The following is a 23541-nucleotide window of genomic DNA, read 5'->3' as shown; positions in this document are numbered from 1 at the left end:
GTCCTCACGTCGTCGCGCTGCTTCCTCCATCAGCACAGCTGCCGGCTGTCCCGAGTTTGCAGCAAAGCATGTGATGCCGCCCCGAAGGACGGGACAACGTAGCGGGAAACCTTTCGGGCCGCTCCGATCACCACCTGAGAACCACCCTTAGAAACGCCGCCGAACTCACGCACGACCCTCCACCTCACCATGCAGGCCGTCCCATGTAGTGGCGGCTTCGCGGAGGTCTTCCACATCTGGCTTCACGTACCACTTCTTCGTGGTCTTCACGTTCGTGTGCCCGGCCCACCGGGCGAGGATGTGATCCGGCACGCCGTTGTTGGCAAGGAAAGTGAGGCAGGAGGCACGAGCGTCGTAGAGACGTACTCTGCGCGGGCCAAGGACCTCCATGAGCCGGTACGCGCGCCTGCGGAGTTGCTTGATCGTGAAAGCCTCCCCGGTCTCGTGCACCACGACGTATCCGGAGTCCGAGTAAGCCTCACCGAGGACGAGCCTCTCCTTGGCCTGGAGAGCCTTGAACGTTCTGAGGGCCATCAGTACTGGACCCGGCAAAGGAAGATCACGTTCTCCGGCCATGGACTTGGTGTCCTTTTCCACGACGTATCGATTCCCCATCATCGTCCGAGTGTTGGCTATGGTGATCGTGGCATTGTCCAAGTCGACGTCCTCCCATCGAAGTCCGCAGACTTCAGCAGGACGCAGACCCATGAGGGACAGCAGAAGGGGAGCATATTGATCAGAAACTCATTGAGTTCACTCGTCGAGGACGTAGCGGACGTACTGGCCGCCGAAGTATCCGCGCACGATGTGGGGCGGGCGTTGTCGGCGGTGGATGAACCGGCGGGTTTCGGCGGCGAGTTCGGTCTGGTTCCGGGCGCGGTGGGTGTGGGGCGGGCTGCGTTTGAGGTCGGCGTTTACCAGCTCGTCGGGGTTCAGCTCGGGTGAGTACGCCGGCAGGAAGTGCAGCTCGATCTGGTCCTCGTGGTCGGCGAGCCAGGTCCGGACGGTCTTCGAGCGGTGGGCCGGGTGCCGGTCGACGATCAGGTGGACCTTGCGGTCGAAGTGCCCGGCGAGCCGGTCAAGGAAGCGGCACATGACCTTCGCGTCGAAGGTCCCGGTGAAGACCATGAAGTGCATCCGGCCCTTCGTGCTGATCGCCGACATCGCGTTCACGGAGAACCGGTTCCCGGTGCGGCGGACGACCGGCGTCCGGCCCTGCTCACCCCAGGTACGGCCGGTGACCTGGTCCGAGCGGACTCCGACCTGGTCGGCGAAGAGGACTTCGCCTCTTTCCGCCTTCGCTCTGGCCCGGATCGCCGGCCAGGCCTCCTCGTGCCAGATCCGGACCACTTCCGGATCCTGCTCGACCGCCCGCTTGTCCGGACGCTGGAAGGTCAGCCCCCAGCGTTTGAGGTACTTGGCCCACCCCCGGGTCGGTGAAGCGGACCCGGTACAGCTTGAAGATCAGCTCGCCCACCAGCCCTCGTGTCCACAGCCGACCGGAAAGCCCCAGGCCGGAAGGGGTGTGATCGAGGACGGCCCGCCGGACGGCGGCCTGCTCGGCCTCGGACAGGACCTGATGCTCACCCACCCGGCGGCCACGCGGACGGGACAGGAGGGCGTTCCGGCCACCGGTCTGCCACCTCGCCCACCAGTTGTCCACGGCCCTGACCGACACCTTGAACAGGGCCGCGACCTCTTCCCGGTCCCGGCCCTCCACCAGCGCGGACACCGCCAGCAACCGCACAGCCTCCTGCGCCTCCGGCGACCAGGTCCGCGCATCCCCCACCAGATCACTCACGCACTGACAACGAGCATGAACCCAAAGCGTATCGGATCAAAATAGTGCGCCAGCGTAAGCCCGGAGCCCAAACGGGCACTTTCGGACGGCAATTACACAGTTCTTTCGAATGCGAACGCGCGCGAGTGGTAATGGGGCACGACGCTCCGGGCCTTGCACGGTCAAGCGTGCGTGCCAACCGTCGGGCAGACGCGTGGCGTTGACGTCCTCCACGGCCGCGCGAGGCGGGTCGCCGCACAGCTACCCGTCTGTTTCCGGCGCCCATCGAGTCACCGAAAAGGGTTATTGCCTGATTCGCCTGGGCGGAAATAACGTAGCGAAAACTATCTTTCCGTTTTCTGCGGAGATGGGAACGCCACATACATGCGAAAGCATGGGAGGCCCAAGTGACCACCTCGGCCCACGATCTGCTCGACTGGTCGCCCGAAGCCGTTGTCTTCGACTGCGACGGCACCCTGATGGACAGCGAACGCCACTGGCAGGAGGCTCGCAGCCGGGCCTTCCGGGAGCACGGTCTTCAGCCACCGCCCGGGTTCGCGGAGCAGGCCCTTGGCCTGCACTACGAGGACTGCGGCCGGCTCATGGCGCGGTCCGTGCACAAACCCGAACTGGCCGAGAACCTGACAGCCGCGCTCCTCGACCACTTCCTGGCACTGGTCACCGACGAGCCGGTGACGATGCCGGGTGCGGTCCGGCTCGTACGGCTGCTCTCAGGCCGCCTGCCGCTGGCGGTGGCCAGCAACTGCCCGAGGGTGGTGGTGGAGGGCAGCTTGGAGCGGGCCGGGCTGCTCGGGCACTTCCAGTACCTCGTCGTCCCCGACGCCGGGGACCGGGTGCGCCCCAAGCCGCATCCTGACGTGTACGCCGTGGCGGCCCGGCTCTGCGGTGTCCCCCCGCACCGGGCGCTGGCGGTGGAGGACTCCCTGACCGGTGTGGAAGCGGCCCGCCGGGCAAGCCTGCGGGTCCTGGGCGTCGGTCCCCGGCCGCAGGGCAACGGCGCCACCCGGGCCGACGGGTGGTTACCGTCACTGGACGCTCCCGAACTGCTGGCCTGGGCCCACGCGCTCGGCAGCTCGCGGGGGCCACAAGCGCCTTGAGGGCCGGCCGCGGTCCGACGACGCCAAGCGCTCACCCCCGGTGGGTGCAGAAGGCGACACCCTGGTGGTGCGGAAGGCACCCATGACACCGCCGCGCCGTCGGTCTGCACAACCGGCCTCTCGGGGAGAGGACAGCGGCGACTACCGGTTGTTGTGGCCCGGCAATTCCCGGCAGCAGAACCATGCGGACGCGTGCTGCACCTGAGGCGTAGGCGTGAGCCACGGTCAGCCGTGTCGTCGTGAGTGCCGGCTCGACCGTCGGCGCACGGTGAAGACGCAGGCGAGGACGCCAAGCGCCCAGGCGATCAGGAGGGCGCCCCACAGGGGCATCGTGACCATGGGAATGAGGAGGCGGATCTCGACGCTCGACCGGTTCTCGAAGATGAAGACCAGAGCGATCGCAGTGATCAGGGCGAACGGTACGAGGCGGCGGACGGCAGGGCGGGAAAGAAGCGACCTGTGCGTCTTTTCTGTGCTTGGCTGAGTCATGAGGTGCTCCCCATCTCGCTCCCCCTACGAACGGTGTTGCTTCGGTGTACGGACGGCCCTACTGAAGGTGTGGCGCCCGTCGCGGGAGTTTCCGCATCTGTCCCTTCGTCGAGGTCCGGTTGCTCCGGGCACAGGAGCGGTCGTCCCAGTGCCAGCCGGGTCACGCGAGGCCAGTCGGACGCTGTCCCACGGGGCTTCGGCCTACCAGGGCGGTGGCGTGGCACGCGGACCCGTAGGGCTCCGGGCGCGCTGCGGCACACCACAGGACAGGGCAGAACGACGTGTTCACCGTCGATACCGACCGGCATCGTGGCGGTGTCGGTCTCGATGGTGACCTCGCCGGCGCTGAGCCGGACGAGGCCGCCGGAGCGCGGCCGGCTCGCCAGGCGTGCCGCTTCGGCGGTGCTGCCGACCCGGATGCACACCACTCCCAGGAGCCCCGAGTCCAGCCTCTCTCTGCGCCCCGGGTGGGCTACGTCAATGGCGCGCCCGTAGGAGTTGTTGCCGACTAGCACGGCCTTGAGGCCGGTGACGCGTCGTCCGTCGGCTGTCATCCGCAAGGCGGGCGCGTCCTCGCCGATGAGCAGTCTGGGGAGGTTCTGCAGGATCGTACGGGCCTTCGCGCCCCGGTAGGCGGGGTCGTTGACGACGGACGCGTACGTGCCGAACGAGGCGTTGTCGACGAAGACGCGGTCCGCGGCGTACGCCAGGTCGACGCGGAGTTCCGCACCTCCCGTCAGGGTTTCCAGCGCCGCCACCGGATCGTCGCGGTCGAGGCCGAGGTCAAGGGCGAAGTGGTTGCGGGTTCCGGCCGGGATCACCGCGAACGGCACGTCATGGCGGGCGGCGACGTCGGCGACCAGAGCCTGGGTGCCGTCGCCGCCCGCCACCCCCAGCAGGTCCGCTCCGTCGGCGACGGCCTGCCGGGCCAGCGCGGTGACGTCCTGGCCGGGGTCGAGCACGTGCACACGGCAACCTGCGGCCCGTGCCCTGTCCACCAGGTGGAACCGGTCCACCTTGCCGCCGCCGGATCGGCGGTTCATGAGCACCCAGGGGCGGCGGGGCGTTCCGGCGACCTCTTCGTAGAGGGCGGGAGCAGGGGCCAGGGCCCAACGCGCCGCGACGACGGCCAGTACCCAAAGGCCCAACGACAGCAGGGCGGCCCCCAGCAGGCCGGCCGCGGCGCAGAGCGCGAGGACGGTGAGCGGCGCGGCCACCGAGAGTGCTGTTCCGATGATGCGGGCGACACCGGTATGAGCCAGGGCCCACCACACGCCGACGGCCGCGAGCGCGAGTCCCGCGATGCCTGTCAAAGCCCACACCACGCTGCGCAGCCCGGCGGTGACGAGCGGCACCAGGATGCAGGCCGACAGAGCCAGCAGGGCGAGGCGGGCGAGAGCGGTGCCGCCCTCGCCCCCGGGCGATACGCCCCTGACGCGCCGCCTGCTCGTGTCCGCGCCTCGTGCACCCACGTGTTGGTCTTCCGCTCTGTCACACGTCTAGTCAGGGCTGCGTTCCCCGGACAGGTCGTAGAGGTTGCCGCCGGGCTTGATCACGCTGAGGGCCCAGATGATGAAGCCCGACATGGTGATCATCACGACGGACCACAGCGGGTAGTACGGCACGGAGAGGAAGTTGGCGAGGATCACGAGTGCGGCGATGACCACGCCGGACACACGCGCCCACGTCGCGATCTTGAGCAGCCCGGCGCTGATGATCACGGCGAGTATGCCCAGGACGAGGTGGATCCAGCCCCAGCTGGTGAGGTCGAACTGGAAGATGTAGTCGGGTGTGGTGACGAAGACGTCGTCCTCGGCGATGGCCATGATGCCCCGGAGGATGTCGAGAAGGCCGACGAGCAGGAGCATGACGGCGGCGAAGACGGTCAGGCCGGTCGCCCACGCCTGCCTCGACGAGTGCGTCGGCCGGGTGTGTGTGGCGGTCATCGTGCGCCTCGATTCGTGGCGTGCGGATGGTCAGCGGGCGGAAGGACTGGATGTGGTGGGGGCATGGCCCGCGTGTTCCGCCGGGCCGTGGCCGCTCAGGACCAGGTCCTTCGCCCTGCGGAACTCCTCGTCCGTGATGGCACCCTGATCGCGGATCTCGGAGAGCCGGGCCAGTTCGTCGACGCTGGAGCGCTGTCCGTCGCCCGCGGTCTTCCTGATGTAGGCGTTGAACTCCTCCTGGTGGGCGCGGGCGTGTTCCGTCTCCCGGCGGCCCATGTTCTTCCCGCGTGCGATGACGTAGACGAATACGCCGAGGAAGGGCAGGAGGAGGCAGAACACCAGCCAGCCGGCCTTGGCCCAGCCGCTCAGCCGGTCGTCGCGGAAGATGTCACCGATGACCCGGAAGAGCAGGACGAACCACATGATCCACAGGAAGACCAGAAGCATGGTCCAGAACATGTTGAGCAAGGGGTAGTCGTACGCCAGGTAGGTCTGCGCGTTCATGTCCGTCCTCCGTCCCGGGCGGGCCGTCGTTGCGTACCGAACCTCAGAGTGGTCGTGGGGTTCGGCGCCCGGCATCACCCGGCACGGGTGAGCTGGCCGCCGGTCCGGCGGCTGCCGCCAGGACCGCCATGACGAGCAGGGCGGCTGAGGTGATCCCGAGGACGAGCGCCACCGTGGTGACCGTGGGGTCGTTCCAGAACAACAACGTCAACGCTCCCGCCGTGACGACGGCGCCGGTGGCCCACGTCCGGTGCTTCGCCAGCAGACGTCCCGTGGACCCGGTGTCCACACCACTTCGGTGCAGGGCCCGGCCGGCGCCGGCCGTGGCACGTACGGCCGCCCCTCGGGCGGCACGGGCAGCGCGCCCGGGCCCGTACAGGTACGCGGCCAGCGCGGTGACCACCGCGACGACCAGCAGCGTGCGGGTGCTGTCGTGCAGGAACCGGACGAACGTGTCGTAGACGGCCGCCGCCGCGTCGGGCGGCAGCGCCGCGGGCGGTACCGAGTCCAGGTAGGCCCGGCGCACTACCGCCAGGGCCGCGAGCAGCAGCGCCATCATCGCCCCGACACCGGTCGCGGTGGCCATCAGCATCACACGGTGGGCGGGTGCGGTCCACACGGCGAGCGAGGCCAGGACGGTGGTCAGTACGGGCAGCCAGACGCCGACGACGTTCAGCAGCCGCATCAAGTCCTGCGCCTTGCCCAGCTGCTCCGACTCGAACAGCGTGACCGTCCGGTCGCTGTCCGGGATCGCGGCGGCGGCCTTGTCGAAGCCCGCGTCGGCCAGCCGCGCCTGTACCTGATCGACGACCTCCCCCACGTTCAGCAGGATGGAGCCCTCCCCGGTGCTCAGAGCACCCCGCCCTTCTCCGGTGAGCATGTGCACCACCGCGGCGTGTGACCGCTGGTTGGCACCCTCCCACGCTCGCCGGAAGACATCGCTGGTGACCACGCCGCTGATGGTGTCCTCGGCGGTGGACCGTACGGCGTCGCGCAGTGGGGCTTCCAGGGACTCGGCGCCGTCCACGAGGCGGGGCGGTGCCCCGGCCTCCCGGAGCGTGGCAGCGAGCGAGTCGGTCACCGCCTTCACGTCCACCTGTGCCACCACCCGGTCGGTGAGCCGGTCGGTCAAGGCGTCCTGCACGGCCGGCGCCGACGCCAGCGGCGCCACGGTCGCCACGTACCGGTCGGTGTCGGAGGCGGTTTCCTGCACCCAGGCCGCGACCACGGCCAAGGGGGCGAGCAACAGAGTCAGCAGGAGAAGGACCGAGGAGCCGGCCACGCGGGCCCGCCGGTGGCGTACCGACGCCTGCCGACGCAGAAGCTCGTACTCCGCCCGCTCACCGGCCGACAGGGCGGGGGAGCGGTCGCCAGGCCCGCCGGAGTCGGGCGATCCGGCCGGGGTGGTCGTGGGCCATCGATGTTCCTTCCACCGGCCCGTGGTCAGGTCATGGCAGCCGGCGATCCTGCCTTCGGCGGGCGTGCCCCGCGCAGCGCGGACCGCCACCCCAGGGCGACCACCGCCTCGGCCAGCCCCAGCAGGACCAGCCACAGGCCGAGAAGCCGGGTCAGGGCACGGGCCGACTCCGCGGGCAGCGCGAGGACGACGATCCCGGCGACGACCGCCAGTACCGCCATCCCCATGACCAGGCCGCGGTGCGGCAGATTCTGGGTGACCAGGGCGGTGTAGAGGGTGAGGATGCCGGACAACAGCCAGACCATGCCGACGATCAGTGACAGCGCGGCGATGGTCTGCAGCGGGTTGCGCAGACACAGCACCCCGGCCAGCAGGTACAGCACGGCCAGCAGGAGCCCGGGCAGCCGCTCGTGTCCCTCCCGCGCGAAGACGGCTACGAATCGGAACACACCGGTCAGCAGCAGGTACAAGCCGATGAGGACGGCCAGCACATGCAGGGTCGCCTCCGGCCAGACCAGGACCAGGACGCCGGGGACCAGCGTGGCGACGGCCGATCCCATGAGCCAGGTCCAGGACCGGCCGAGCCGGGTGAGGACGTGCGCAGGATCGTCCATGGCTCCGGGAACCGCCCCGCCGGACCAGCCTCCCCGGCCCGGGGGTCCCGCATCTCGGGGCACGGTCATGGCGCCTCCTCGTGAACCGGCCGGTCGCCGCCGGGCCGTCCGGTGGGGACAGCCCGTGAGCACCGCAGGACTGGTAGGTGTCCGTTCCAGGGTCGGGGCCGGCACCGAGGGCCGGGATCACCCGTCAGGGGTGATCCCGGCCTGACGGCGCGGCAGCGAGGTGGGATTCGGGAACACCTGTCCAACGGGCCCGGACGAGACGAAGAGACGTGAGATGAGCGATACCACCTCAGGAGGCGGCAAGGGCCGCACCTCGTCAGGGCCGCCCCCACGTGGCGGGCTCCGTTCTCGCCGAGCCGCCGGGGCGATCACGGTCGTGCGCGCTGTGTCCGTCGCCGTCGGGCTCGTCATCGCCTACTACCTGCTGCCCCTGGACGAGCGGCTCACGGCCGGTACAGCGGTGCTGCTGGTGTGCGGACTGCTCGCGGTCCTCCTGGTGTTCTGCTGGGAAGTGCGGGCCATCGCACGTTCCCCTCATCCACGCCTGCGAGCCATCGAGGGCCTGGCCGCGACCCTAGTGCTCTTTCTGGTCCTCTTCGCCGGCTCCTACTACCTGCTGGAGCGCTCCGCACCCGGCTCGTTCAGCGAGCCGCTGAACAGGACGGACGCGCTGTACTTCACCCTGACCACCTTCGCCACCGTCGGCTTCGGCGACATCACGGCACGCTCCCAGACCGGGCGAGTGCTCACGATGGCCCAGATGACGGGAGGGCTGCTGCTGGTCGGTGTCGCCGCCCGGATCCTGGCGAGCGCGGTGCAGGCAGGACTGAACCGCCAGCGCCGAGGGGCGACGGCTCCGCCGCGTTCCGCAGCCGGGTCCGTGGAAGAACCGGAGGCCGGACCATGACGATACCCAGCGTCTTCACCGCCTCCCTGCCACCGGCCGAGCGAGCCGCATACGGCAGGAAGGCCCGTAAGCGGGCCTCGCGTTCGTGCCACGGCTGGTACGAGACGGGACAACGACGAGGCGATCCGGTCGACCTGCTGGAACGCCAGTCCGGCGAGCGCGTCCCGGCCCTGGTGCCCATCCGCTACGGCCGCATGCTGGAGTCGCCGTTCCGCTTCTATCGCGGCGCGGCAGCGATCATGGCGGCGGACCTGGCGCCCCTGCCCAGCAGCGGACTCCAGGTGCAACTGTGCGGGGACGCACACCCGTTGAACTTCCGACTTCTGGCCTCACCGGAGCGCCGCCTGGTCTTCGACATCAACGACTTCGACGAGACGCTGTCAGGCCCCTTCGAATGGGATGTCAAACGCCTTGCGGCCGGGTTCGTGATCGCGGCCCGGTCGAACGGCTTCTCGCCCAAGGAACAGGACCACACCGTACGGGCCTGTGCGCGGGCCTACCGGCAGCGCATGCGGGGATTCGCCGGCATGCCGACCCTGGACATCTGGTACGCCCAGGACGACGCCGACCACGTACGGCAGCTGCTGGCGACGGAGGGCGCGAGGGAAGCGGAGCACCGGCTCAGGAACGCGGCTGTGAAGGCCCGCACACGCACCCACATGCGAGCGTTCGCGAAACTCACTCGCGTCACGGCCGAAGGCCGGCGCATCACCCCCGACCCGCCGCTGATCACCCCACTCGCCGATCTGCTCACCGACCCGGCCGAGGCCGGACGGGAGGAGGAACTGCGGTCCGTCGTGAAGGGCTACGCACGGTCCCTGCCGCCAGAGCGCCGGCACCTGCTGCGCCACTACCGGCTCGTGGACATGGCCCGCAAAGTGGTCGGCGTCGGCAGCGTCGGCACCCGCTGCTGGGTACTGCTCCTGCTCGGCAGGGACGACGACGACCCCCTGCTGCTCCAGGCCAAGGAAGCCTCGGAATCGGTGCTGGCGGCCCACACGGGCGGCGAACGCCACGCGAACCAGGGCCGCCGGGTCGTGACCGGCCAACGCCTGATCCAGGCCACCAGCGACATCTTCCTCGGCTGGACGCACGTCACCGGCCTCGACGGGAAGGGCCGGGACTTCTACGTACGCCAACTGTGGGACTGGAAGGGCATCGCGCGACCGGAGACCATGGGGCCCGAACTGCTCTCCCGCTTCGCCCGGCTGTGTGGAGCCTGCCTGGCCAGAGCCCATGCCCGCTCCGGCGACCCCATCGCGCTCGCGGCGTACCTGGGTGGCAGCGACCGCTTCGACCGCGCGCTCACCGAGTTCGCCCACGCCTACGCCGACCAGAACGAACGCGACCACGAAGCCCTGACGGCGGCCTGCCGCTCCGGCCGGATCACGGCCGCCCGGGTGTGAGGCCGGCCGTGGAACGACGAGCGGGCCGACGCACGCCGTCCGTGGGCGTCATTCCGGGAGTTGCCGCATCTCCATGACGCGCAGTCCCAGTGACTGGCAGCGGGTGAGCAGCCCGTACAGGTGGGCCTCGTCGATCACCGTGCCGAACAGGACGGTCTGGCCGGACATGACGACGTGCTCCAGCTCCGGGAACGCGTTGGCCAGCGTCTCCGACAGGTGTCCCTCGATGCGGATCTCGTAGCGCACGAGCGGTCCCTCCACCGGACGGGGCTCGGGACACCGTCCGGGGCTCCGGGGCGGACGGTGTCCTGTGCGACGATCCTGCGCCTTCTCGCCCTCCGGCGCCCTCACCCGGTACAGGTGACTCCGGCGCAGGCCCCGTGCCTTTCAGTGCGTCACGGCGATCTTGACAACGACGATCGCCAGACCGAGCAGTACGTTGACCGTCGCCGTGGTGGCCATCAGCCGCAGTGGGGCGCCCGCGCGGTGTGCCGCGGCGACGGACCAGCCCACCTGCCCGGTGACGGCGACGGACAGCGCCAGCCACAGGGTGCCCTGGACGTCCAGCCCCAGCACGGGGCTGACGGCGATCGCCGCGGCCGGAGGCACGGCGGCCTTCACGATGGGCCACTCCTCGCGGCACACCCGCAGGATCACCCGCCGGTCCGGAGGGCGCCGCGCCAGACGCGCACCGAACAGTTCGGCGTGGACGTGGGCGATCCAGAACACCAGGCTGGTGAGCAACAGCAGCAGAACCAGTTCGGCGCGGGGGAACGAGCCCAGGGTGCCGGCGCCGATCACGACGGAGGCCGCGAGCATGGAGCCGTAGACACCGCCGGTGTAGTCCGCGTGGGCCCGGTGCGCGGCCCGCCGCTCCCGCCGGTCCGTGGACCGCCCTGTCCCTGTCTCGCCCGCGGTCACCTGTGTCTCCTCGCGCTCAGCCTGTCGGGCGGGACGGCCCGGTTGTCCGGCTCCCGGCACCCGGTTCGTGTTCGGACGGGCGGCCTGCCCGGGCGGTCGGAAGACGTGAGGTGACCAGGAAGCTCGCGAGCGCGACGCCGCCCGTGGCCAGGATCGCCGCCTTCAGCCCGTCCAACTGGGCGGAGGCGTAGGAGTCCGTCACGGCGTCGACCTCGGACGGCGGCAGCCCGGCTTCCTCGGCCGCGGAACGCACCTGCTCGGTCGGGACGAAGGTGATGCCGGCCTCCAGACGGACCCCGACCTCGTCCCGGGCGGCCGGGGACAGCCGGGGGTCGTCCGCGACCTGGGTGGTGAAGGCGCCTGCCAGCGCGCCGACCAGTATCGAGCCGATGAGCGCGGTGCCCAGCGACGAGCCCAGATTCTGGGCCGTGAACTGCAGCCCTCCGGCCTCGCTGCGTTCCTCCTCACCGACACCGGACTGCACGACGTTGCCGAGCTGCGAGGCGAGCAGACCGACGCCCACCCCGAGCACGGCCATCGCCCCGGCGAACTGGGCGTCGTCGATGACCGGGTCGATCGTGGCGAGCAGCCACACCACGGCCGCCGCCAGAATCGCCAGGGCCAGCCGCACCACCCGGCGCGGTCCCATCCTGTGCCCCAGCGCGGACCCGCACAGGGAGGTCACCAGCATGGTGGCCGACACCGGCAGCAGGCGCAGCCCGGTCTGGAAGGCGTTGAAGCCCTGCACCACCTGGAGGTAGAGCGGGATGGCGAAGAACAGGCCGAGGAGGATGAGGTTCTGGCTGAGCAGGGTCGTCAGGCCGGCCCGCAGTACGGGCCTGCCCAGCAGGGACAGGTGTACCAGAGGGTCGGTGCCCCGGGCCTCACGTCGCCCTTCCCAGACCCGGAACAGGGCCAGTACGGCGATTCCGGCACCGACGACGAACAGGGTGGGAGAGAAGCCCAGGACGGTGAAGGGAGGGTTGCGGGGATCGACCCAGCCCCAGGTGCTGCTCTGCAGCACCCCGAGCACGCCCAGTCCCAGCCCGACGGCGGAGAGCGCCGCGCCGACCCCGTCCAGCCGGGGTCGCTGCGCGGCAGGGATGGGCGTCGCGATCACCCGCCGGCACAGCAGCACGGCCACGACGACGAGTACCTCACCGGCGAAGACCAGCCGCCAGGTGAGGTAGGTCGTCATCCAGCCGCCCAGCAGGGGGCCGACCGCGATCCCGGCGCCGGCGAGCCCTCCGACGACCGCGTAGGCGATGGCGCGGTCCCGTCCGCGGTACGACTCCGCGACCAGGGCCGCCATGGCCGGCAGCACCATCGCCGCCCCGAGCCCCTCGATGACGGACCAGCCCAGCGTGAGCACCCACAGGCTGGGTGCCACGGCGGTCACGGCCGACCCGACCCCGTAGACGGCCAGTCCCGTCAGGAACATGCGCCGTCGTCCCAGGATGTCCCCGAAGCGGCCGCCGATGAGCATGAAAGCGGCCATGACCAGCGCGTACAGGGTGATGACGGCTTGGATGGCGGTGACCTCCGTGTCGAAGTCCTCGACCAACTGGCTGATCGACACGTTCATCACGGAGGTGTCCAGAACCATCAGGAACTGGGCCGTACCGAGGACTGCCAGGGCCCGCCAGTGCTTCACGTCGTCTCACCTCGCCGGGTCGACCGGTGCGCTGCGGCACGTTCCTCCCATCGCACCTCTGCGGCGGCGCCGCGTGCCTCACCCCTCGCGGGGGAGGTCACAGGAGGCCGAGGTCGCGCGCCCGGCGTACGGCGTCGCCGCGCCGGTTCACCGCCAGCTTCCGGTAGGCGCTCTTGAGATGGGTCTTCACCGTGTTGACCGACACGTAGAGGTCGGCGGCGATCTCCTCCGCGGACATCATGCGGGCCAGCCGTTGCAGCACGTCACGTTCGCGTCCGCTCAGTTCCACCGGCACCAGGAGCGCGGGGTCGGCTACGGGCTGCACCGGCTCGCCGTGCGTTTGTCGTCGGCCGGACGGGAGCCAGCCCTCGGCGAGCTCGTGCAGCGGGGCTGCGGCCAACAGCGGCTCGATCCAGCCTCCTGCCTGGAGGAAAGGACGCCGCAGTCGCTCGCGCCGTGCGTCGAGAAGTGCACGTGCGACGAGCCGGCGGGCGGTGACCGTGTCTCCCGACTCCTGCGCCACCCGGGCCCGCACCAGCACCGCCCCCACGCTCACCGCGGGGCCGGTGCGTCCCTCGGAGCGAACGGCGTCGAGCAGTTCTGCCGCCGCGCGGGGACGCCCCGCGGCGACCTGGATCCCCGCCGCTTCGACGGCGCACACCGGTTGGTCGCCACCGACGCCTTGGAGAAGGCGCACGGCTTCGTCCGGCCGCCCGTCGGTGAGGCAGGCGGCAGAGCGGACGACTGCCGCTTGACTCTCCGCCCAAGGGGACGCCACCGCCGTGGACACGGTCGGCTCCGCAGCCTCGGCGGCGGCGTCCGTTTCACCGTCGTCGAGCAGAAGGCGTGAGACGGTCATGGCCCGGCCCGCCGTCGGTACCGGGTCGTGCTCCCGCGCCGGAAGCCGTGCCGTCTCGTCGAGCAGGACCCGGGCCCGGCCCAGTTCCTGTCGGTCCACGGCCACCGCGGCCAGGACCAGCCGGCCCAGGCCCGCACCGGGGGGCCGGGGCAGCCCCGCCCGCTCCGCCTCGGCCACCGCGGCCAGAGCCCTGCGTTCCGCCCGGCCTAGCCAGCCGTTCAGATAGTCGAGCAGGGCCAGGTGCCCCATCGACTCCACTCGGGGCAGGACGGTGGCGGATCCGCCCGGGGCACCGGCCGCACGGCGCAGCACGGCGCGTGCGTCGTCGAAGCGTCCCTCCCACAGGCGGGCCGAACCCACGTGTGTCATCAGCAGGGCGGTCAGTTCCGGATGCTCGTCCAGCAGGTGGTCAGGCAGGTCCCGGCGCAGTTCCTCGGCCGTCGCGGCGGCTTGCTCGGCCCGCGGAGGGCAGCCGGTGAGCCGGGCGGCGAGTGCCTCGAGCAGGGTGCAGCTCAGCCGGGCTGCCACCGGGCCGGGAGGGTCCTCGGTCTCGGAGAGCTGTTCCCGGGCCCGCCGCAGCCGGTCCAGACCGTGGCCGAGGTCGCGTCGGGCAAGTGCGCCGGCCGCCCGCACGAGGTCGCTCGCCGGGCTCCGCGCTTCGGGCCCCATGCCGGCGAAGAGCTGGGCCAGAGCGTCCGAGCGCAGGCCGGTGAAGAGCTGCCCGATCGCGAGGTCGTCGACGAGCGCGCCGGCGGCCAGGTCGAAGTCGCCGCCCGCGGCCCCGTGGGCGAGCGTCTCCGGGAGGAAGCCGGAACGGCGCAACCATCGCGCCGCTCGCAGGTGCAGCTCCGCTTCCGCACCGGGCAGGCGTTCACGGAGGTGAGCCCGGAGGATCTCTCGGAACAGCGGGTGCAGTCGGTACCAGGAGTGCCCCAGCCGCTCGATGAACGCGTTCTCCCGGTGCAGCCCGGCGAGGAGGCGTTCGGCGTCGGCCCGCAGCGTCAGGGCGTCGGCCAGGTCCGGGCAGAACCGGTCCAGGACGCTCACCCGCAACAGCAGGTCCTGCGTCTCCTCCGTCCTCCCCTTGAGGACCTCCGCCAGCAGGAAGTCCGCGACTGTGCTGTGGTCCGCCTCGAACTCCTTCAGATACCGCTCGGGGTCGGTGCTCTCCCGGGCCGCGAGGGCGGACAGCCGCAGCCCGGCGGCCCAGCCCCGGGTGCGGTCCACCAGGGCGGACGCGGCGGGCTCGGGAAGGTGCAGCCCGTGCAGTCGCAGCAGCGCACCGGCCTCCTCCGGGGTGAAGGACAACTCGGCGCCGCGGATCTCGGTCAGCTCGTCGGCGGCGCGGTAGCGGTGCAGCGGGAGCAGTGGCTCGGTGCGGGTGACAAGCACGAGGCGCAGTCCCTGCCCGGAGTGGTGAAGGACGAACTCCAGCTGTTCCGCGACCTTAGGGAGGGCCATCCGGTCGTACTCGTCCAGCACGAGGACCACGGGGCCGTCGCGGGCGTTCAGTTCGGCGGCGAGCGATGCCAGCAGACCGCCTCCCACGCCGCTCGAGTCCGCCGGCGCCCCGGCAGCGTCAGCTGCCCGCGCCCCGCACACGCGCAGGGACTCGAAGACGTAGGCCCAGAAGACCCCGGGCCGGTGATCGCCGGCCTCTACGGTCAGCCAGGCGACCGGCAACCGCAGCCCCGCGGCCCAGTCGGCTGCCAGAAGTGTCTTCCCTGCGCCAGCCGACCCGTTGACCAGCGTCAGCGGTGTGTGTAGGGCCTGGTTCAGGTGAACGACGAGCCGCTGCCGCCGCAAGAAGGTGGCGGGCCGAGAGGGAAGCGCGAACCGTGTGCGCAGGTACGGGTCCCCCAGCGGGTCGGTGCCCGTTTCGGCCGGTGACCGCCCAGTGCCGTCGGAGGGGCCCACGTCCCTCACGCCCACGGCCCGGGGCAAGGCCCACGCGAGAACGGCACGTTCAGATGGGGCGTCCGACGGACGCCCACCTTCGCGCTGACCGGGATGAGGGTGACGGGTGCGCCCGAGCAGGCGCTCCAATAGCGCATCGTGACGCCCCCTTCCGGCGGCGACCACGCCGCCGCGGTGGCCGGCCGTGGGATCTTCCGAGTCCCAGGGACTCGTGGCAGGTGCCGCCCTGCGGCTGGTACCAGTATCGCTTCCGGCACCTGTCTGGGCATGTGGAAGGCTTGACCGGCCCTGGGCAGGCAAGGAAGGCGATCTGGGCGGCCCACTCCTGGCAACGCTTGCTGGACAAACCGGTCAGGCGCAGCGTAGGGGCGGTTGAACCGCGAGGCACGGGAGGGTTCGGTTCGAGATTACCGTCGGCAGGGTCCTCGCGACCGCCGTCGGCCGTGCCTCGTGGGCTGCGGTGGGAGACTCCATCCTCGTACGGGCCCGTGGGAGCAGGCAGCGGAGCGTTCCAGGCTGCCCACGCGTGCAGCGCTGTGATGTGTGCGCCGTGCGCGGGACGCACACCCGAAGGCGAACCGGACGCTTGTCACCCCGATGGGCGATCCGTCCACGCCCAGCACCAGAGGCCCTGTCCGTGCCGCGGTTCCCCGTACGACGACCACGGGGCACTCGGCGTGTGCGGCGAGCCCGGTCGTCGTGCTGCCGAGAATCAGTTCGGTGAACGGGTTCAGGCCCCGGTGCCCCACGACGACCGCTGCTGCGGACCGGGACTGTGCCAGAAGCACGCTGAGCGGTTCGCCCCGCAGTACCACTGCCGAGACCTTGACAGCAGCTGCCTCTGTCCGCGCCCGGTTCTCAGCCTCCCGCACGACCGAGTCCGCCGCCTTTCTGGAATGGTTCCTGACCGGCCTGGGCGGGGCGGTGTCCCATGGCAGGCGCGGGCAGGGACAGCGTGTGTGCACCACCCGGAGATCAAGGTTCCCTACTTCGGCATCCCGGGCCGCCCAGGCGATGGCATGGAGACTCGAGGCGGAACCAGCCACCCTTACGATCAAGACGCCGCTCAGCGCCTCTCCTTCCGCCTCACGGTCTCTCGAAGCCCGGAGAGAACTCTTCCCCGGCCACGCTCCGGGACGTCGGGTCCTCAGGCCCCACGAGGCTCGGCTCAGCTGGCCGTGCGTCCCCACTGGGATCCGATCTGCTGCCACTCGTCCTCCCATGCCGTGCGTCGTCGACGGTTGAGGACCAGCCTGGCCCCGTAGTAGCCGGCCGCCGCCGTCGTGGCGACGGCGAACGACGAGGCGGCGCCCATGAAGGCGGCGTCCACGCCTGCCTGTGTCACGGTCGGAGGCGCGGGTGTCAAGTTGTTCTGCCGGTCCGTCCAGACCGACACTCGGGAACCCGCCTTGAGTCCTCCGCCGACCGCGGCCTTGCCCGAGTGTCGGGTACCGTCGGACGCAGTCCAGCGCACGGTCGCGTCGACGCGGCCCCCCGTCGTCCCGTCGGCCAGCGCGTTGTGGGGCACGTCCGACACGAGCGTGGCGGTGACGGCGTGGCGTTCCGCGCGTCGCTGCGCGGCGCTGTGGGCGGAGACCTGTGCCCCGAGCACTTCTGCGACGGGGCCCACCAGGGCGATGACGAGCCAGACGATCAGCAGGATCCATGCCTCGAGCACGTCCTCGCGCCGACGCAACGGATTGCGGCGCCAGCGCCACAGAGACCGTCGAATGGTTCTGTTCCCGCGCATCGTGACCACCTCCGGCTGTCGTCTCCAGCCTCACGCCGTGGGATCCGGTGCAACAGGGGCCCTTCGGGCACCGCCCGCGTTCCTCATGGGTCGTCCGGCCCTGATCGTTCGCGGTGCTCCGTAGGACGTCTACGACGCGTCGACGTGCGGACGGCCGACGAGGAGATCGCCTCCCGTCGATGCCCGCAGAGAGCCGACGCAGCCGCCCTGTCAGGCCTGCGTGGCGCGGAACCGCTTCAGCGCCTCCCGTACGAGGCTCGGGAGCGGCAACACACGCGCACCCGCCATGCTCTTCGTGTCCTTCTCCACCACCGTGCGGTTGCCCATCATGGTCCCGGTGTTGGCGATGCCGAGCGGGGCCGCGTCCAGGTCGATGTCCGACCACCGCAGTCCGCAGACCTCCGCCGGACGGAGCCCCATCTGGGACAGCAGCAGCGGCGCGAACAGGCGGCACCCTTCATCGCAGCGACGAAGGCACCCACCTACGAGGCGTTCCATGGCTGGACAACCGCGTGACAGCGCGGTTCAGGGCTCTTTCAGTCTGGCCAGGCCATGTCAACCGAGGTGATGCCGAGACCCGTTCCCGCCTTCCCGCCCCGCACACGGCCTCCATGGAAAGCCCACCGCATCCACGCCACCACGTGGTCCTCCGTGAGTTCCTGCAGCCGGACGTTCCCGAGCTTCCCGCGTACACGATCCAGCGTCACCCGGTAGTCGTAGACCGTGGTCGGCTCCAGGTCTTCGGCCTTCATCACGAGCCACTGATCCAGCCACTCGTTCACGGTGATCTTGTTGGGCGGCACGAACGTCCCTTCGTGCCGCTTACTGGTGATGGGGCGTACTCCGCCATCGCTTCCCCGCCTGCCCGAGGTGCCCCGAACGGCGGCGTGCGCTGGCTGCCACCGCGGCCTTGGCGGAACGTTGAGGGACTGTGTCAGGAACGAGCGCCGCCGCCCGGAAGGAAGAACACGCGATGGCCGAGAACGAGGAGCCCCGAGCCGCGGAACCCGGCATCGCCGCGCGGAACGCCGAGGTCCGTGAGCGCGGTGCCTTCGATGACACCCAGGATTTCGAGGGCGCCCGCCGGGGGTTCGTGGGGACCGCCGAGGACACCGTGGTGCGTGACGGTGAGGGCAACGAGGTCTGGAACCTGACCGCGTACGACTTCCTGGACCGGGACTGCCCTGACACCGCCAACCCCAGTCTGTGGCGCCAGAGCCGCCTGGTGGCCCGGCATGGCCTGTTCGAGGTGGTCGAGGGCATCTACCAGGTCCGGGGTTTCGACCTGTCGAACATGACGATCGTCGAGGGCGAACGCGGTGTTCTCGTGATCGACCCCCTCATCAGCGCGGAGACAGCCGCGGCGGCCCTCGCGCTGTACCGGCGCCACCGTGGGGAGCGGCCGGTGACCGGCGTGCTGTACACCCACAGTCACGTCGACCACTTCGGCGGCGTCAAGGGGGTGGTGAGCCAGGAGGACGTCGACGGCGGGGTGCCGGTCATCGCCCCGGAGGGCTTCCTGGAGCACGCGGTCAGCGAGAACGTGTACGCCGGGACGGCCATGGGCCGCCGCGCCGCCTACATGTACGGGGCCGCCCTGCCCGCCGGTGAGCGCGGACGGATCGGTGCGGGGCTCGGGCAGAGCACCTCCACCGGCGCGGTCGGGCTGATCCCGCCCACCTTGGACGTCACCCGCACCGGGCAGAGCGAGACCGTCGACGGCATCCGGATGACCTTCCAGCTCACCCCCGGTACCGAGGCACCGGCGGAACTGAACATCCACTTCCCCGACCGCGCCGCGCTGTGCATGGCCGAGAACGCCACGCACAACCTCCACAACCTGCTCACCCTGCGCGGCGCCCAGGTCCGCAACCCGCACGTGTGGGCCCGCTACCTCACCGAGGCCATCCAGCTGTTCGCGGGCAGCGTCGACGTGGCCTTCGCCTCCCACCACTGGCCGACGTGGGGCCGCGAGCGCGTCCTGGCCTTCCTCTCCGAGCAGCGGGACCTGTACGCCTACCTGCACGACCAGACCCTGCGCATGCTCAACCAGGGCCTGACTCCGCTGGAGATCGCCGAGACCATCCAGATGCCGCCGAGCCTGGAACGCGCCTGGCACACCCACGGCTACTACGGCTCGGTCAACCACAACACCAAGGCGATCTACCAGCACTACCTGGGCTGGTTCGACGGCAACCCGGCCCACCTGTGGGAGCATCCGCCGATCGAAGCCGCCTCCCGCTACGTCGACTTCATGGGCGGCGCCGACGCCGTCCTGCGCCGTGCCCGCGACTCCTACGCCGCAGGCGACTTCCGCTGGGTCGCCCAGGTCGTCAACCACGTCCTGTTCGCCGACCCCGACAACACCGAAGCACGAGCCCTGCAGGCCGACGCCCTCGAACAGCTCGGCTACGGCAGCGAGAACGGCACCTGGCGCAACTTCTACCTCACCGGAGCCCTGGAACTGCGCAAAGGCCTGGTCGGCACCCCGACCGTGACCGCCTCCCCGGACCTGATGCGCGCGCTCTCCCTCGACCAGCTCTTCGACTCCCTGGCGATTCGTGTGGACGGCCCTCGCAGTTGGCACGCCGACCTCGCGATCCGCTTCCGGGTACGCGATGCCGACCCCATCACGCTGCGGCTGCGCAACGGCGTCCTGGTCCACTCCACCGGAGCGGCACCCGCCGGGCGCGACCCCGACGCCGACATCGCCCTGACCGAAGCCGACCTGCGCGCCCTCCTCCTCGGCAGCGCCGACCTCACCGACCTCGCCCGCCAAGGCCGCGCCGAGGTGTCGGGCGATCCCGGCAGGCTCACCGAACTCCTCGGCCACCTCACCGACCCCGATCCGGACTTCGCCATCGTCACTCCCTGAACCCCCGGTTGCGACACAAGGGAGACACAGATGCCCGGAGACGCCGTACCTCCGGCCCGGGACGGACCGTCCGAGGAGGGCAAACCGTCGGACGGCGGTTCCCGGCAGCGGGAACCGGACGACCGGACGACCCTGGCCAACGAGCGCACCCTGCTGGCGTGGTTGCGCACCGCGCTGGCCCTGCTGGCCGCATCGTTCGCCGTCGTCAAGCTGACCGACCTCACCCCGCGTGGTCTGCGCCTGGCGCTGGGCGCCTATCTCAACACGCTGGCCATGGCCATGGTGGTCGCCAGCTTCGTGCAGTGGCGCACACGCCAGCGCCGCATCAGCGGACCGGAACCACCGGGCCGGCGCCCGGGAGCACCGCTCTTCACCCTCGCGTTGCTGGTCCTCGCCGGCTTCGTCGTCGCCGTCACGGCCCTGGCGCCCTGAACGGCCGGCCGCGACGAGGAGGCGGGTGGTGTGCGGCAGCCGGCGCGGCACGTCTCTCCGCGGAGGGAGGACACGCAGGTGACCGAACGTCCCGGTGGGACGACGCGGTTCCCGGCGCTGCCGGGCCTGGGGTGTTCGCGCGGCGGCCGGGCACACGGCCATGTGCTCGGCACCCTGACGGCGTGGGCTCTGATGGTGCCCGAGTGCGTGGCGTACGCGCAGATCGCGGGTGTATCGCCGCAGAACGCCTTCCACGCCGCGCCGGTGGCGCTGGTCTCCTACGCGCCGCTGGACCGTTCCCGGTTCCTGACCGTCGGGGTCATGTCGGCGGCGGCAGTGCTGTCCCACGCCACCGTCCCCGACGCGAGCTTCGACCCGCGGCACGCTGGGGGCCTGTCCGCCGCGGTCGCGGGCCCCCGGTCGCCGACGCGACAGGAGTGACGACTGACATGCCACACCCCCGCCCCACGGCACTCCATCGCCGCCGTAAGGCAACCTGGCCCAACCGCGGCCTGGCGGTCGCGCTCGCCGGTGGCGGCGCCCTGCTGGGCTGGTGGCTGCCGCGCGCGGAACGTTCCCACTCCCTGGGGGGACTGACCTACGACCCGGCCACGGCCCAGGCCACCCTCGGCGCCATCGCCGCCGGCGCCATCACCCTCACCGGATTCGTACTCACCGCCGTCACCCTCGTCATCCAGTCCGTGCAGAGCATGTCTCCCAGACTCGCGGGAGTCCTTGGCTACTTCGAACGCTCACTGGTGCTCTTCGGCGCACTGACCGGCACGGCCGTCTACACCCTGGTCGTGCTCGCCCAGGTCCGCGAAGACCACGCGCCCCGGCTGTCCGTCACCCTGGCCATCGTCTTCGTCGTCCTGTCCACCGCGGCGATTCTGCGCAGCTTCGCCGGACTGCGCGACCTGGTCACCGGCGGCGGCCTCGTACGGGCCGTCGGCCAGCTCCTGCACACCGCTCTCGACCACGAGTGGCACGATCCGCAAACCCCGCCCTCTTCGACCGGCCCCACACTCCTCCCCCACACCGACACCGACACCGACACCGCCGAGATCCCCGCACCGTACGGCGGCATCGTCCAGCACATCGACGCCCCCGCCATCATGGCGGTCGCCGGCCGCCTCGACCTCCACGTCACCTGCCTCGTCGCCGTCGGCAGCTTCGTCGAACCCGGCGCGCCACTGCTCCGCGTCTCCCCCGCCACCTCCGACGCCACCGTGCGCTCTCTGACCCGCGCCGTGCGCCTCGGGCCGGCCCGTCGCATCGACCACGACCCCGCCTACGGCCTCCGTCTCCTCGTCGACGTCGCCATCAGAGCGCTCTCCCCCGCGGTCAACGACCCCACCACCGCCGTCCAGGCCCTCGACCAGATCGAATCGGCCCTGCTGCGCCTCGCCCACCGCACCCTGGGCACCATCGTCTTCCGGAACGAGGACGGCACCGACCGCCTCACCCTCAGCCGCCCCGACTGGCACGCCCTGCTGGACCTCGCCCTCGCCGAGATCGTCCTCTACGGCGCCGACTCCCTCCAGGTCCACCGCCGCCTGCGCGCCCTCCTCGCCGCTCTGGCCTGCACGCTCCCCTCCCACCGCGCGACCAGCCTGACCCCGTTCCGCGCCACCCTCGACCACACGGTCCGCGCACTGCCCACCCCGGCCCTGACCGACATCGCCGCGATCGAGGACCCTCAGGGGCTGGGCGGCCCGGCCTGACCCGCGGGCGCTCAGCAGCCGGCCCGGGCGGAACCGGCCGGGGGGACACCCCGCGGACCACACCGCGACGCCGACCGGCGGGATCGTGTTGCTGCCCGGCGGAGGCCGCCCCGCTCCCGATACTGAGCACATGCCCGGCCAACTCCGCGCCAAAGTGTTGCCGGACCGGCAACGCCGATCTCTGGACGACCTCCAGCAGGACCTCGATCTTTCGTCCGGGGACAGCCGGTCGAAGCAGTCGGCCTTCTGGACCATGCTCACGCTGTCCGCCGTCATCGCGGCGGGCGGCATCCTGACGGACTCCACCGCCACCGTCATCGGGGCGATGATCATCGCCCCGCTTTCCACGCCCATCATGGGTATCGCCCTCGGTGCCGTACAGCGCCGCCGCACCACCGCCGCCGCGTTCGTGGCCCTCGGGTGCCTGCTGGTGATCCTGGTCGGGGCGGTGGCCTCACTGGTGGTGCCGCAGTCCTACGACCTGCTGACCAACAGCCAGGTCTCGGGCCGGACATCACCGGGACTGCTCGACCTGATCTCCGCCCTGGCCACGGGCTTCGCCGGCGCCGTGGCACTGGCCCGCAAGGACGTCGCCGCGGTACTGCCGGGCGTGGCCATCGCGATCTCCCTCGTACCACCCCTCGTCGTCACCGGCGTCTGCGCCGGCCAGGCGGCATGGTGGCCGGCGCTGGGCGCCCTGGTGCTCTTCCTGTCCAACCTCTTCGCCCTCGTCTTCGCCGGCATGAGCGTCTTCACCGCCCTCGGCTACACCCACACCGCCGGACGGCGCACCCACCACAGGCCACGCCGCGCCCACGTCATGCTCGGACTGCTCTTCGCCGCCGTCCTGCTCCCCCTGGGCGCCAACACGGTCGTCACCGTCCTGCTCAACACCTGGACCCTCAGAGCCGAGAGCGCCGCCGAGCGGTGGCTCTCGCACAGCCCCGGCGCGACGGTCACCAGCGTCGACGCACGCTCCCGCACCCTGTACATCCACGTGCGCGGTCCCAGCGACCTGCCCCCGATCGAAGATCTGCTCAACAGCCTGGAGGGGCACCTCCCCGACGGCATCCCCATCGTGGTCGACAGCACACGGGGCCGGCAGATCACGGCCGGCAAGGTCGGTGGATGAGGCCCTTCGGACGGTGTCTGTAATACCCGAGTAACGGCCTCCGCCTAGCGTCCCGGCTCCCCCGACCCTCCTGCGGAGGAGCACCCC

At 70.9% G+C, this 23541-nt stretch carries 23 protein-coding genes and 1 pseudogene; 8 read left to right on the top strand and 16 right to left on the bottom strand.

Going from position 1 to position 23541, the window contains the following annotated elements; genetic code table 11:
- Positions 1-165: 165 nt before the first annotated feature.
- Both ACH4NX_RS34135 and ACH4NX_RS34130 read right to left on the bottom strand, forming a co-directional pair.
- The gene (locus ACH4NX_RS34135) at positions 166-717 is read right to left on the bottom strand and encodes a site-specific integrase (RefSeq protein WP_398129817.1); all 552 of its coding nucleotides are present in this window, start codon (positions 715-717) and stop codon (positions 166-168) included.
- 36 nt (positions 718-753) lie between these two features.
- Positions 754-1741, bottom strand: a pseudogene (locus ACH4NX_RS34130) (IS630 family transposase).
- A 446-nt stretch (positions 1742-2187) separates the two neighbouring features.
- Here ACH4NX_RS34130 and ACH4NX_RS34125 point away from each other — a divergent pair.
- Positions 2188-2898, top strand: coding sequence for an HAD family hydrolase (locus ACH4NX_RS34125; RefSeq protein WP_398129801.1), 711 nt, complete (start codon positions 2188-2190; stop codon positions 2896-2898).
- A 225-nt stretch (positions 2899-3123) separates the two neighbouring features.
- On the opposite strand, the gene ACH4NX_RS34120 is transcribed toward ACH4NX_RS34125, so the two are convergent.
- From ACH4NX_RS34120 to ACH4NX_RS34095, 6 genes are read right to left on the bottom strand one after another with little or no spacing between them, the layout of a single operon-like run.
- On the bottom strand, positions 3124-3387 hold the full coding sequence (locus tag ACH4NX_RS34120; protein ID WP_031038606.1) for a hypothetical protein: 264 nt from the start codon (positions 3385-3387) through the stop codon (positions 3124-3126).
- Positions 3384-4859, bottom strand: a complete 1476-nt coding sequence (locus ACH4NX_RS34115) for a diacylglycerol/lipid kinase family protein (RefSeq protein WP_398129800.1) — start codon at positions 4857-4859, stop codon at positions 3384-3386. The genes ACH4NX_RS34120 and ACH4NX_RS34115 overlap by 4 nt, the downstream gene beginning before the upstream one ends.
- A gap of 27 nt (positions 4860-4886) precedes the next feature.
- Positions 4887-5333, bottom strand: coding sequence for a hypothetical protein (locus tag ACH4NX_RS34110; protein WP_398129799.1), 447 nt, complete (start codon positions 5331-5333; stop codon positions 4887-4889).
- A gap of 30 nt (positions 5334-5363) precedes the next feature.
- On the bottom strand, positions 5364-5837 hold the full coding sequence (locus tag ACH4NX_RS34105; RefSeq protein WP_398129798.1) for an SHOCT domain-containing protein: 474 nt from the start codon (positions 5835-5837) through the stop codon (positions 5364-5366).
- A 43-nt stretch (positions 5838-5880) separates the two neighbouring features.
- The gene (locus ACH4NX_RS34100) at positions 5881-7284 is read right to left on the bottom strand and encodes a hypothetical protein (RefSeq protein ID WP_398129816.1); all 1404 of its coding nucleotides are present in this window, start codon (positions 7282-7284) and stop codon (positions 5881-5883) included.
- Positions 7281-7937, bottom strand: coding sequence for an HdeD family acid-resistance protein (locus tag ACH4NX_RS34095; RefSeq protein WP_398129797.1), 657 nt, complete (start codon positions 7935-7937; stop codon positions 7281-7283). Before ACH4NX_RS34095 ends, ACH4NX_RS34100 begins: the two co-directional genes overlap by 4 nt.
- A gap of 214 nt (positions 7938-8151) precedes the next feature.
- On the opposite strand from ACH4NX_RS34095, the gene ACH4NX_RS34090 reads away from it, so the two are divergent.
- Positions 8152-8784 (top strand): potassium channel family protein, encoded by a 633-nt coding sequence (locus ACH4NX_RS34090; RefSeq protein WP_142194779.1) that lies wholly within the window; start codon positions 8152-8154, stop codon positions 8782-8784.
- Positions 8781-10190 (top strand): DUF2252 domain-containing protein, encoded by a 1410-nt coding sequence (locus ACH4NX_RS34085; protein ID WP_398129796.1) that lies wholly within the window; start codon positions 8781-8783, stop codon positions 10188-10190. The genes ACH4NX_RS34090 and ACH4NX_RS34085 overlap by 4 nt, the downstream gene beginning before the upstream one ends.
- Positions 10191-10238: 48 nt before the next feature.
- Here the strand turns inward: ACH4NX_RS34085 and ACH4NX_RS34080 are convergent, their stop codons facing one another.
- From ACH4NX_RS34080 to ACH4NX_RS34045, 8 genes are all read right to left on the bottom strand, one after another.
- Positions 10239-10436: a hypothetical protein gene (locus ACH4NX_RS34080; RefSeq protein WP_003972591.1), complete on the bottom strand. Its 198-nt coding sequence runs from the start codon at positions 10434-10436 to the stop codon at positions 10239-10241.
- Positions 10437-10577: 141 nt separating this feature from the next.
- Positions 10578-11111 (bottom strand): hypothetical protein, encoded by a 534-nt coding sequence (locus tag ACH4NX_RS34075; RefSeq protein WP_398129795.1) that lies wholly within the window; start codon positions 11109-11111, stop codon positions 10578-10580.
- Positions 11112-11127: 16 nt separating this feature from the next.
- Positions 11128-12765, bottom strand: coding sequence for an MFS transporter (locus ACH4NX_RS34070; protein ID WP_398129794.1), 1638 nt, complete (start codon positions 12763-12765; stop codon positions 11128-11130).
- A gap of 97 nt (positions 12766-12862) precedes the next feature.
- Positions 12863-15541, bottom strand: a complete 2679-nt coding sequence (locus ACH4NX_RS34065; RefSeq protein ID WP_398129815.1) for a LuxR C-terminal-related transcriptional regulator — start codon at positions 15539-15541, stop codon at positions 12863-12865.
- Positions 15542-15948: 407 nt separating this feature from the next.
- Positions 15949-16764, bottom strand: a complete 816-nt coding sequence (locus tag ACH4NX_RS34060) for a universal stress protein (protein WP_398129793.1) — start codon at positions 16762-16764, stop codon at positions 15949-15951.
- Positions 16710-17291 (bottom strand): hypothetical protein, encoded by a 582-nt coding sequence (locus ACH4NX_RS34055; RefSeq protein WP_398129792.1) that lies wholly within the window; start codon positions 17289-17291, stop codon positions 16710-16712. Before ACH4NX_RS34055 ends, ACH4NX_RS34060 begins: the two co-directional genes overlap by 55 nt.
- A gap of 210 nt (positions 17292-17501) precedes the next feature.
- Complete coding sequence (locus ACH4NX_RS34050) at positions 17502-17711, bottom strand: hypothetical protein (RefSeq protein ID WP_398129791.1); 210 nt, start codon at positions 17709-17711, stop codon at positions 17502-17504.
- A gap of 116 nt (positions 17712-17827) precedes the next feature.
- On the bottom strand, positions 17828-18094 hold the full coding sequence (locus ACH4NX_RS34045; protein WP_398129790.1) for a hypothetical protein: 267 nt from the start codon (positions 18092-18094) through the stop codon (positions 17828-17830).
- 170 nt (positions 18095-18264) lie between these two features.
- Between ACH4NX_RS34045 and ACH4NX_RS34040 the strand changes: the two genes are divergently transcribed.
- From ACH4NX_RS34040 to ACH4NX_RS34020, 5 genes are all read left to right on the top strand, one after another.
- The gene (locus ACH4NX_RS34040) at positions 18265-20166 is read left to right on the top strand and encodes an alkyl/aryl-sulfatase (protein WP_398129789.1); all 1902 of its coding nucleotides are present in this window, start codon (positions 18265-18267) and stop codon (positions 20164-20166) included.
- 30 nt (positions 20167-20196) lie between these two features.
- Complete coding sequence (locus tag ACH4NX_RS34035; protein WP_398129788.1) at positions 20197-20598, top strand: DUF202 domain-containing protein; 402 nt, start codon at positions 20197-20199, stop codon at positions 20596-20598.
- Between the two features lie 78 nt (positions 20599-20676).
- Positions 20677-21039: a SulP family inorganic anion transporter gene (locus tag ACH4NX_RS34030; RefSeq protein ID WP_398129787.1), complete on the top strand. Its 363-nt coding sequence runs from the start codon at positions 20677-20679 to the stop codon at positions 21037-21039.
- Between the two features lie 8 nt (positions 21040-21047).
- On the top strand, positions 21048-22322 hold the full coding sequence (locus tag ACH4NX_RS34025; protein ID WP_398129786.1) for a DUF2254 family protein: 1275 nt from the start codon (positions 21048-21050) through the stop codon (positions 22320-22322).
- 130 nt (positions 22323-22452) lie between these two features.
- A complete protein-coding gene (locus ACH4NX_RS34020) occupies positions 22453-23454 on the top strand; it encodes a DUF389 domain-containing protein (RefSeq protein ID WP_398129785.1) in 1002 nt (333 codons plus the stop codon).
- The last annotated feature ends 87 nt before the right edge of the window (positions 23455-23541 follow it).

The sequence above is a fragment of the Streptomyces sp. NPDC017225 genome (genome assembly GCF_044331465.1).
In the GTDB taxonomy this organism is placed as follows: Bacteria; Actinomycetota; Actinomycetes; order Streptomycetales; family Streptomycetaceae; genus Streptomyces.
Note: the sequence above shows the minus strand (reverse complement) of the source record. Positions and strands in the feature narration are given on the sequence as shown.

Excerpts from the sequence above, each read along its gene's own strand:
- ACH4NX_RS34120 (WP_031038606.1), bottom strand. The coding sequence starts at position 3,387 with ATGACTCAGCCAAGCACAGAAAAGACGCACAGGTCGCTTCTTTCCCGC.
- ACH4NX_RS34110 (WP_398129799.1), bottom strand. The coding sequence starts at position 5,333 with ATGACCGCCACACACACCCGGCCGACGCACTCGTCGAGGCAGGCGTGG.
- ACH4NX_RS34105 (WP_398129798.1), bottom strand. The coding sequence starts at position 5,837 with ATGAACGCGCAGACCTACCTGGCGTACGACTACCCCTTGCTCAACATG.
- ACH4NX_RS34095 (WP_398129797.1), bottom strand. The coding sequence starts at position 7,937 with ATGACCGTGCCCCGAGATGCGGGACCCCCGGGCCGGGGAGGCTGGTCC.
- ACH4NX_RS34090 (WP_142194779.1), top strand. The coding sequence starts at position 8,152 with ATGAGCGATACCACCTCAGGAGGCGGCAAGGGCCGCACCTCGTCAGGG.
- ACH4NX_RS34085 (WP_398129796.1), top strand. The coding sequence starts at position 8,781 with ATGACGATACCCAGCGTCTTCACCGCCTCCCTGCCACCGGCCGAGCGA.
- ACH4NX_RS34060 (WP_398129793.1), bottom strand. The coding sequence starts at position 16,764 with ATGGGAGGACGAGTGGCAGCAGATCGGATCCCAGTGGGGACGCACGGC.
- ACH4NX_RS34055 (WP_398129792.1), bottom strand. The coding sequence starts at position 17,291 with ATGCGCGGGAACAGAACCATTCGACGGTCTCTGTGGCGCTGGCGCCGC.
- ACH4NX_RS34050 (WP_398129791.1), bottom strand. The coding sequence starts at position 17,711 with ATGGGGCTCCGTCCGGCGGAGGTCTGCGGACTGCGGTGGTCGGACATC.
- ACH4NX_RS34040 (WP_398129789.1), top strand. The coding sequence starts at position 18,265 with ATGGCCGAGAACGAGGAGCCCCGAGCCGCGGAACCCGGCATCGCCGCG.
- ACH4NX_RS34035 (WP_398129788.1), top strand. The coding sequence starts at position 20,197 with ATGCCCGGAGACGCCGTACCTCCGGCCCGGGACGGACCGTCCGAGGAG.
- ACH4NX_RS34025 (WP_398129786.1), top strand. The coding sequence starts at position 21,048 with ATGCCACACCCCCGCCCCACGGCACTCCATCGCCGCCGTAAGGCAACC.
- ACH4NX_RS34020 (WP_398129785.1), top strand. The coding sequence starts at position 22,453 with ATGCCCGGCCAACTCCGCGCCAAAGTGTTGCCGGACCGGCAACGCCGA.